This window comes from Aeromonas sp. HMWF014 (assembly GCF_963878295.1).
Lineage (GTDB): Bacteria > Pseudomonadota > Gammaproteobacteria > Enterobacterales > Aeromonadaceae > Aeromonas > Aeromonas popoffii.
Genome location: NZ_CAWNYS010000460.1, coordinates 1 through 9,329, shown reverse-complemented (window position 1 = coordinate 9,329; position 9,329 = coordinate 1). Strand labels below are relative to the sequence as shown.

Genomic DNA, 9,329 nt, shown 5'->3' with positions numbered 1-9,329 from the left:
GGTCAAGATAGAGCAGAACTACTCGGAGCCCGTGGTCTATGTCTCCAACGCCTCTCGCGCGGTGGGGGTGGCCCAGAGCCTGCTGAACCCGGAACTCAAGCCTGCGTTTGTCGCCCGCATCGACAAGGAGTACGAGGTTGCCCGTGATCAGCATGCCCGCAAGCAGCCGAGATCCCGGCCGGTCAGCCTGGCCCACGCCCGCGCCAACCGGCAGCAGCTGGACTGGGTGAATTATCAACCGCCCAAGCCCCGCGAGCCGGGTGTACAGACGTTCGAGAACGTGCCCGTCTCCGTGCTGCGCCCCTACATCGACTGGACGCCGTTTTTCCTCAGCTGGGAGCTGGCGGGCAAGTATCCGCGCATTCTCGAAGACGAGATCATTGGCGAGGAGGCGACCAAGCTGTTTGCCGATGCCAACGCCATGCTGGACAAACTCGAGCGCGATGGCAGTGTGCGTTGCGCTGGGGTGATCGGCCTGTTCCCCGCCAATGCCGTGGGCGACAGCATTGAGGTCTACAGTGACGAGTCGCGCAGCGAAGTGAAAAAAGTGCTGCATCATCTGCGTCAGCAGAGCGAGAAGCAGGGCTTTCCCAACTACTGTCTGGCGGACTATGTAGCGCCGAAAGAGAGCGGCAAGCCCGACTGGATCGGTGCCTTCGCGGTGACTGGCGGCATCGGCGAAGAGGCCATCGCCAATGCCTACAAAGCCGATCACGATGACTACAATGCCATCCTCATCCAGGCGGTGTGTGACCGTCTCGCCGAGGCCTTCGCCGAGTATCTGCACGAACAGGTACGCAAGGTTCACTGGGGCTATGCCCCCGACGAGGCCCTCAGCAACGAGGAGCTTATCCGCGAGAACTATCGTGGCATACGTCCGGCCCCCGGCTACCCCGCCTGTCCCGAGCACACCGAGAAGGGGAGCATCTGGGAACTGCTGGCGGTGGAGCAGGCCATCGGTATGCAGCTCACCGAATCCTACGCCATGTGGCCGGGGGCGGCCGTGTCGGGCTGGTACTTCTCCCACCCCGAGAGCAAATACTTTGCGGTAGCGCAGATCCAGCAGGATCAGGTCGAGGATTACGCCGCCCGTAAGGGGATGACCCTGGCAGAAGCAGAACGCTGGCTGGGACCAAACCTGAACTGAATCGTGATCTCCCCCGTGACACAGGTTGATCTTTGACGAGAAACGGCGGCATCCTTGGGCTGGTGGACACTCCAGCCTGGAGCCGCCGTTTGACATATCGGTGACAACGGGATTGCAGTGTGCAGTTCTGTGTGGTTTGTCTTGTTGTCAGGAGAAACAATTGGCGTTGTCTTGGCGCTGTGGCACCTTATACTCTCCCGCCCCATCCTGCCCAGGCACTGCCTTCTAGCGGAATTTTCATGAAGATCGCCATTTTATCCCGTGAGCCCAGAAACTATTCCACCCGCCGTCTGGTCGAGGTGGCACAGGCGCGCGGTCATCAGGTCGAGGTGCTCGACACCCTGCGCTGCTACATGAATATCGCCTCCCACAGCCCCTCCATTCATTACGAAGGACGAGCGCTGGAGAGTTACGACGCCGTGATCCCGCGCATCGGCGCCAGCATCACCTTTTACGGCACCGCCGTGCTGCGCCAGTTCGAGATGATGAGCACCATGGCTCTCAACAGCTCGGTGGCCATCTCCCGTTCCCGCGACAAGCTGCGTGCCATGCAGCTGTTGTCGCGCCATGGCATCGGTCTGCCCATCACGGGTTATGCCCACAGCACCCACGATGTGCCCGACCTCATCACCATGGTGGGCGGGGCGCCGCTGGTGGTGAAGCTGCTGGAGGGGACCCAGGGGATAGGTGTTGTGCTGTGCGAGACCCAGAAGGCCGCCGAGAGCGTGATCGAGGCCTTTATCCAGACCAACAACAACATCCTGGTGCAGGAGTACATCCGAGAGGCCAACGGCGCCGACATTCGCTGTCTGGTGGTTAATGGCAAGGTGGTGGCGGCCATGCGTCGTCAGGCCCAGCCGGGGGAGTTTCGCTCCAACCTGCATCGTGGCGGCACGGCCGAGGCGATCAAGATAAGCCCGGAAGAGCGGGCGACTGCGGTGCAGGCCGCCAAGATCATGGGGCTGGATGTGGCCGGGGTGGACATTCTGCGCAGTGCCCGTGGCCCGCTGGTGCTGGAGGTCAACTCCTCCCCCGGCCTGCAAGGGGTGGAGGCGGCTTCCGGCAAGGATGTCGCGGGCAAGATCATCGAGTTCCTGGAGCTCAAGGCGAGCCGCAAGAACAAGCCTGCCGAATGAGCCGCTGGCGGCTTGCATCGCGGTATTAACACAAGGCGCCCTCGGGCGCCTTGTCGTTTCTGGCCTCCCTTCTTCCGCTTTTTGGCATAAACGGGGAGCCGGGCGGGGGATGCGGGGAGCTATGCCTCCGTGAGGTCGGTGGTGATCATCACCAGTCGGGCGCTGAACACACCCTCCTCCAGCCGTGTCTCTATCTGCCAGCCGAGCTTCTCGCAGATGCGCTGTATGATGGTGAGGCCGCAGCCGTAGCCGAGGATCTGATCCGGCGCTGCCGTCGTCGGGTTGCTGATGGTGAGCACGGGGCCGCACAGCTCGATCTCGATATGCCCCTCGGCATAGCTGAGGGCGTTCTTGAGCAGGTTGCCGAGCGCGATGGCGAGCAAGGAGAGAGGGGCATTGACCTCGCTCTCCTCATCCAGATGCAGCCGGATATCCAGCGTCTCCCGCTGCAGCAGTGGAGCCAGACGCGCCAGCTCCTGGCGGATCAGCGGAGTGACCTGTTGCAGTGGGCGCTCCACCGCCTCCTTGCGGCCCAGCAGCAGGAAGGTCTCGGTGAGCAGCGCCATCTCGTCGGCGGCAGCGCGGATGCGCAGGGTGGCGCGGGCTGCCGGCGCGGGCAAGTCCGTCACCTTGCCAAGCAGGGCGGCAGAACCCTGGATCACCATGTTGGGGGTGCGCAGCTCGTGGCTGGCGAAGCGGCTGAACTCCTGTTCGCGGGCAAACACGGCGCTGACTTCCTGCTTGCCTGCCAGTAGCGCCAGCTCGATATCCCGCAGCTCCTGCCAGGGGGCGTCAGGCTCGAAATCCGCCTGATCCGGGGTGAGGTGGGCAACCCTGTGTTGCAGTCGTTGCAGTGGCCCTGTGATATGGCGCACCAGCCAGATGCCAAACCCGATACACGCGAGCAGCAGGGTCAGCCCGATCAGCCGGGTCGCCAGATGCAACCTGTCTTCGTAAGGGTCGAGATAGTCATCGGCATCGTCGTTGAACACCAGATAAAGCAGGCCATCTCCCGAGGGGTGGCGGGTGACCAGAAAGTGTTTGTCCTCCTTGCCCAATTGGTGCTCGAAAAAGCCCGGGGTCTGGTAGGGTTTCAGCCACTTCGGCAGGCGGCCCGCCTCGGTCCAGTAGCTGGAGAACTGCCTGGGGCTCGGGGCGGCCGCAGCCGGGCCGAGTCGCAGCCAGTCATCGCTGTAGCGTGTCACTTCCGCCTCCAGCCAGTGGCGCAGGCTCAGCTCCTCCATCTTGTCTTCGGCCACCAGCATCAGCAGGCTGATGATGATCAGCAGCAGCATGCCAGCCCCGCTCAGGATCAGGATCAGGCGACGGCGCAGGCTGGGCAGGCTCATGGCGGGCTCCCTTTATGCCGGGCCTGTGGCTGGCCGATGTGCGGCGTCGTTCGTCTCATGAGGTCACCAGCCGATAGCCCTGACCGTGCAGGGTTTCCAGCATGGGGGTGGGAAAGGGTTTATCGAGCGCGTTGCGCAGGGCGTAGATGTGACTGCGCAGTGCGTCGGAGTCGGGCTCCTCATCGCCCCAGACGGTGTCGAGCACCTCCTGACGGCTCACCAGATGGGGGGCGCGGCGCACCAGCAGGGTGAGGATCTGGAACGGGATCTTGCCGAGCTTGAGCTCGACCCCGGCGCGGGTGGCGCGGCTACTGGCAGGATCCAGCGTCAGCTCGCCCACGCTGAGGGCACCCATGTCGCAGCGGGGGCCGCGCAGTGCCAGCGCCTGCAGTCGCACCTCCAGCTCCTCCATGGCGAATGGCTTGACCAGATAGTCATCCCCCCCCGCCTTGAAGCCTGCCAGCTTGTCATCCAGGCTGTCGCGGGCAGTGAGAAATAGCACAGGGGTCGGGATCCCCTGCTCACGCAGGCGGGCCACCGTGCTGAGGCCATCGAGGCGCGGCATCATGACGTCCATGATGATGACGTCGAAGCGCTGCTCCGCCAACAGTTGCAGCGCGGCCTGACCGTGATAGGCACAGTCCATCCTGTGCCCCGACAGCTCCAGGTAATCCATGATGGTTTCCGCCACCTGAGGATTGTCTTCCACCACCAGTATTTTCATGTTTTGATCTCCTGGTTTTGACTGGCATTTCACGCTCGTCTCACACTGGACGCGCCATCCTGTGTGGCAGTGTAACCCCGAGGATCCCCGATGAAGAAGTCTCTCTGCGCGCTCTTGCTGTTTATCTTGTTGCCACTTGGCATTGCGCAGTCGGCCGAGTTCAAGTTAACCGGCCGCACCACCTGGCAGCTGGGCCAGCTGATGGTCAACGGCCTGCCGTTCGTGATCGACGACCAGACCCGCTTCAAGGACGGGCTGAGCGAGGACGATCTCGGTGGCACCTGGGTCGAGATGAAGGGGGGCGTGGAGAACGGTGTGCGCTATGTGCGCAAGGTCGAAGCACTGGACGAAGATGACAAGGGCGAAATGGATCTGGAAGGGCCGGTCGAAGCTGGGCGGATCTGGGGTTACACCACCTCGGACAACAGCCTGGCTCCCTTTGAAGGGCGCTGGCTCGAGCTGGAGTGCAAGTTTGACGGCATGCGCCTTAGCCGCTGCCGCGAGGATGACTGATCCGATCTCTGCTTCTCGATTAGAAATGCTCCCGAATGAAGCCCATGCTTGTCCAGCATGGGCTTTTTGTTCAGGGACGAACGAAGATGGAACAATCGAGAAAATGGTGCGCATGGATGCTGGGTGTGCCGCTTTGGGCGGCGCAGGCAGGCGCTGACGAGTTGTGGCTGGTGGCGCTGGAACACAACGATGGCATTCGGCTGCAATTTCAAGGCGCCGAGCTCGAGCTTGGCAGCGCCGCACTGGCCGGGGGGCGTCAGTTTTCCGACCTCAAGCCCGGTATGAAGCTCGCCATCCTGAGTCGCAACGGCGTCGCCGAACATATTCGCCTTTATGGACACGCGCCTGAGTCAGAACCGGCTGCCCAGTGGCGCCGGGCGGAGGGCACCTTGCTCGCCGTGACGGGTCATGCGTTGCAATTGCAGGGGCTGGGCACAATAACATTCGATGCGGGTACCCGCTGGCTCAACGGCGGCTCGGCCGATCTGCAACCGGGGCGTACCCTGGTGCTGACCCGTGATGAAGCGGGTCAGGTGACCGAGATACTGATCCCGAATCCGGAGGATGAGCAGAAATAATGCCAAGGCCTTGGTCACTTAATTGGAAAATGTTTAAATTGCTAAATTAGAAATCTCTTTTTTAAGAGATTCTTAAATGTTATTAAGTGACGAATGAAATAATAGAGCGCACGCTCTGATATTACATTGCTCAATATAAAGCAATGCTGAATATATCTTCCGATTAATTCTTTTTATATATTTAAGTGTGGGTTTGATCGCATAATGAGATTGATGCGACTGATACGGTTATACCTACATGCCACCCGCTGATATATAAAGTTGGTGAATGCATGCCAATGTTAAATATATAGGGGTTGCTATGAAAAAATTAAAGCTAACTGGCTTGTCATTAATCATATCTGGCCTGCTGATGGCGCAGGCTCAAGCGGCAGAGCCCGTCTACCCAGACCAGCTTCGCCTGTTTTCATTGGGTCAAGAGGTCTGTGGCGACAAGTATCGCCCCGTCAATCGAGAAGAGGCGCAGAGCGTTAAAAGCAATATTGTCGGCATGATGGGACAATGGCAAATAAGCGGGCTGGCCAATGGCTGGGTCATTATGGGTCCGGGTTATAACGGCGAAATAAAACCAGGAACAGCGTCCAATACCTGGTGTTATCCGACCAATCCTGCCACCGGAGAAATACCGAATCTGTCTGCCCTGGATCTTCCAGATGGTGATGAAGTTGATGTGCAATGGCGGCTGGTACATGACAGTGCGAATTTCATCAAACCAACCAGTTATCTGGCCCATTATCTCGGCTATGCCTGGGTAGGGGGGAATCACAGTCAATATGTCGGTGAAGACATGGATGTGACCCGTGATGGCGATGGCTGGGTGATCCGTGGCAACAATGATGGTGGCTGTGACGGCTATCGCTGTGGTGACAAGACCTCCATCAAGGTGAGCAATTTTGCCTACAACCTGGATCCTGACAGTTTCAAGCATGGCGATGTGACCCAGTCTGACCGCCAACTGGTCAAGACCGTAGTGGGGTGGGCTATCAACGACAGCGACACGCCTCAATCCGGTTATGACGTTACCCTGCGCTACGACACTGCCACCAACTGGTCCAAGACCAACACCTATGGCTTGAGCGAGAAGGTGACCACCAAGAACAAGTTCAAGTGGCCGCTGGTGGGGGAAACCGAGCTCTCCATCGAGATTGCTGCAAACCAGTCCTGGGCCTCCCAGAACGGGGGCTCGACCACCACCTCTTTGTCCCAGTCCGTGCGCCCGACAGTACCGGCCCACTCCAAGATCCCGGTGAAGATAGAGCTCTATAAGGCCGACATCTCCTACCCCTACGAGTTCAAGGCCGATATCAGCTATGACCTGACTATGAGCGGCTTCCTGCGCTGGGGCGGCAATGCCTGGTATACCCATCCGGACAACCGTCCGAACTGGAACCACACCTTCGTCATAGGGCCATACAAGGACAAGGCCAGCAGTATCCGTTACCAGTGGGACAAGCGTTATATCCCGGGTGAAGTGAAGTGGTGGGATTGGAACTGGACCATACAGCAGAATGGTCTGCCTACCATGCAGAATAACCTGGCCAGGGTGCTGCGCCCGGCTCGGGCCGGGATCACAGGTGATTTCAGTGCCGAGAGCCAGTTTGCCGGCAACATCGAAATCGGCGCTCCCGTGCCGGTCGCTGCCGCCAGCCACTCGAGCCGTGCTCGCAACCTGGGTGCCGGTCAGGGTCTGAGACTGGATATCCCGCTCGATGCACAAGAGCTCTCCGGGCTTGGCTTCAACAATGTCAGCCTCAGTGTGACCCCTGCTACCAACCAATAATGGCAGTGTGTTGCAGTAAGAGAACCGGGCCCATGGCCCGGTTGTTGTTTGCACTGGTCGATCTTGTTAAAGGCTTGTGCTTTCCATTTCCCCACTTATACTGGCGCCATCTTGTCGGAGTGCTGACCGTCGAACGACGCAAAGCTGAGACCGTTAATTCGGGATCCGTGGAACCTGATCAGGTTAAAACCTGCGAAGGGAAACAAGGGTAACTTGCGGGTTACCGCGCCGGGGGCGTCACGCTACAGAGAGCAGAGCCCCCGCTCATCGAAGGGATCACCCGAGATGGGTCAGGGCGCACAGGAGGGAGTCTGTCCCGTCCGGTTGTCCATCAGGGCTCCGGGTTGCTGGCCTGAAAGCCGCAGGACAGCAGTAGCGCAGCACAGCGGAGAACCATCCCGCGCGCACTCCCTCCTGACGTGAACACCCCGCCGCAAGTTCATCACTTCTCCTCGAACTCCAGACAAGCAAACACCCATAACTTCAATCAGTTAATGAGAGTTTTGCTATGTCTACTTCCGTATCATCCGCCACTGAACAGGCCGTATCCGAGCAGGTTGTTTCCGAGCCGCGCAAGCCAGCCCCCAGTCGTCGCGAGCAGCGCGCCAGCGCCCAGCGCTTTATCGACAACCTCAAGGGGATGGCTCACCCCAACTCCCGCCGCATCTTTATCGAAGGTTCTCGCCCCGATATCCGGGTAGGGCTGCGTGAAATCGCCCTGGCCGACACCCTGGTCGGCGGCAGCAAAGAGCACCCGCAGTTCGAAGCCAATGAACCTGTCCCCGTCTATGACACCTCGGGTGCCTATGGCGATGAGCATGCCGTCATCGATGTGCGCCTCGGTCTGCCGCGCTTGCGACAAGGCTGGGTGCTGGAGCGGGGGGACACAGCCGCGCTCGATGATCTCAGCTCCGCCTTCACCCAGGAGCGCCTGGCCGATGAGGGGCTGGATCACCTGCGTTTCGATAACTTGCCCAAGCCCCGCCGCGCCAAGCCCGGTCGCCGGGTGACCCAGCTGCACTATGCCCGTCAGGGGCTGGTCACCCCCGAGATGGAATTTATCGCCATCCGCGAGAACATGGGCCGCGAGCGGGTGCGATCCGAGCTGCTGCTGCGCCAGCATCCGGGTCAGGGTTTCGGCGCCCGCCTGCCCGAGAACATCACCCCCGAATTCGTGCGTGACGAAGTGGCGGCCGGCCGCGCCATCATCCCCAACAACATCAACCACCCGGAAACCGAGCCCATGATCATTGGCCGCAACTTCCTGGTGAAGATCAACGCCAACATAGGCAACTCGGCGGTCAGCTCCAGCATTGAAGAGGAGGTGGAGAAGCTGGTCTGGTCCACCCGCTGGGGCGCCGACACCGTCATGGATCTCTCCACCGGTCGCAACATCCACGAGACCCGCGAGTGGATCCTGCGCAACAGCCCGGTCCCCATCGGCACAGTGCCCATCTATCAGGCGCTGGAAAAAACCAACGGCATCGCCGAAGACCTCACCTGGGAGCTGTTTCGCGACACCCTGCTCGAACAGGCCGAACAGGGGGTGGACTACTTCACCATCCATGCCGGCGTCTTGTTGCGCTACGTGCCCATGACCGCCAAGCGCCTCACCGGCATCGTCTCGCGCGGTGGCAGCATCATGGCCAAGTGGTGCCTGTCGCACCATAAAGAGAATTTCCTCTACCAGCATTTTCGCGAGATCTGCGAGCTGTGCGCCGCCTATGACGTGGCCTTGTCGCTTGGGGACGGTCTGCGCCCCGGTTCTGTCTATGACGCCAACGACGAGGCCCAGTTCGCCGAGCTGCGCACTCTGGGCGAGCTCACCAAAATTGCCTGGGAGTACGATGTGCAGGTGATGATAGAGGGGCCGGGTCATGTGCCCATGCACATGATAGAGCGCAACATGACGGAGCAGCTTGAGCACTGTCACGAGGCGCCTTTCTATACCCTGGGCCCGCTCACCACCGACATAGCCCCGGGTTACGATCACTTCACCTCCGGCATAGGCGCCGCTATGATCGGCTGGTATGGCTGCGCCATGCTCTGCTACGTCACCCCCAAGGAGCACTTGGGGCTGCCGAACAAGGAGGATGTGAAGC

The 9,329-nt window shown here is 60.4% G+C and carries 8 protein-coding genes and 1 riboswitch; of the genes, 6 read left to right on the top strand and 2 right to left on the bottom strand.

What is annotated here, in order from left to right; genetic code table 11:
- On the top strand, window positions 1–1,147 hold a 1,147-nt coding region (locus AAC083_RS18100; RefSeq protein WP_308810981.1), incomplete at its 5' end, for a vitamin B12 dependent-methionine synthase activation domain-containing protein.
- Between the two features lie 239 nt (window positions 1,148–1,386).
- Entirely contained in the window at window positions 1,387–2,283 is an 897-nt protein-coding gene (rimK, locus tag AAC083_RS18095; RefSeq protein ID WP_108535505.1) for a 30S ribosomal protein S6--L-glutamate ligase, read from the top strand.
- Between the two features lie 119 nt (window positions 2,284–2,402).
- Here the strand turns inward: rimK and AAC083_RS18090 are convergent, their stop codons facing one another.
- Together AAC083_RS18090 and AAC083_RS18085 are read right to left on the bottom strand one after the other, a co-directional pair.
- On the bottom strand, window positions 2,403–3,632 hold the full coding sequence (locus AAC083_RS18090; protein WP_108535504.1) for a sensor histidine kinase: 1,230 nt from the start codon (window positions 3,630–3,632) through the stop codon (window positions 2,403–2,405).
- A 55-nt stretch (window positions 3,633–3,687) separates the two neighbouring features.
- On the bottom strand, window positions 3,688–4,356 hold the full coding sequence (locus AAC083_RS18085) for a response regulator transcription factor (RefSeq protein ID WP_042037922.1): 669 nt from the start codon (window positions 4,354–4,356) through the stop codon (window positions 3,688–3,690).
- A gap of 90 nt (window positions 4,357–4,446) precedes the next feature.
- On the opposite strand from AAC083_RS18085, the gene AAC083_RS18080 reads away from it, so the two are divergent.
- The 4 genes from AAC083_RS18080 to thiC all read left to right on the top strand — a co-directional run.
- Window positions 4,447–4,869, top strand: coding sequence for a hypothetical protein (locus tag AAC083_RS18080; RefSeq protein ID WP_108535503.1), 423 nt, complete (start codon window positions 4,447–4,449; stop codon window positions 4,867–4,869).
- 116 nt (window positions 4,870–4,985) lie between these two features.
- Window positions 4,986–5,447: a hypothetical protein gene (locus AAC083_RS18075; protein ID WP_108535502.1), complete on the top strand. Its 462-nt coding sequence runs from the start codon at window positions 4,986–4,988 to the stop codon at window positions 5,445–5,447.
- A gap of 301 nt (window positions 5,448–5,748) precedes the next feature.
- A complete protein-coding gene (gene aerA / locus AAC083_RS18070) occupies window positions 5,749–7,227 on the top strand; it encodes a beta-barrel pore-forming toxin aerolysin (protein ID WP_108535501.1) in 1,479 nt (492 codons plus the stop codon).
- Window positions 7,228–7,332: 105 nt separating this feature from the next.
- A riboswitch (TPP riboswitch) is annotated at window positions 7,333–7,446 on the top strand.
- Window positions 7,447–7,735: 289 nt separating this feature from the next.
- Window positions 7,736–9,329, top strand: a 1,594-nt coding sequence (gene thiC, locus AAC083_RS18065) for a phosphomethylpyrimidine synthase ThiC (RefSeq protein ID WP_308810980.1), incomplete at its 3' end; no start/stop codon positions are given.

Bases quoted from the DNA above. Each gene is read 5' to 3' on its own strand.
- AAC083_RS18075 (WP_108535502.1), top strand. From the start codon at position 4,986: ATGCTGGGTGTGCCGCTTTGGGCGGCGCAGGCAGGCGCTGACGAGTTG.
- rimK (WP_108535505.1), top strand. From the start codon at position 1,387: ATGAAGATCGCCATTTTATCCCGTGAGCCCAGAAACTATTCCACCCGC.
- AAC083_RS18090 (WP_108535504.1), bottom strand. From the start codon at position 3,632: ATGAGCCTGCCCAGCCTGCGCCGTCGCCTGATCCTGATCCTGAGCGGG.
- AAC083_RS18085 (WP_042037922.1), bottom strand. From the start codon at position 4,356: ATGAAAATACTGGTGGTGGAAGACAATCCTCAGGTGGCGGAAACCATC.
- AAC083_RS18080 (WP_108535503.1), top strand. From the start codon at position 4,447: ATGAAGAAGTCTCTCTGCGCGCTCTTGCTGTTTATCTTGTTGCCACTT.
- aerA (WP_108535501.1), top strand. From the start codon at position 5,749: ATGAAAAAATTAAAGCTAACTGGCTTGTCATTAATCATATCTGGCCTG.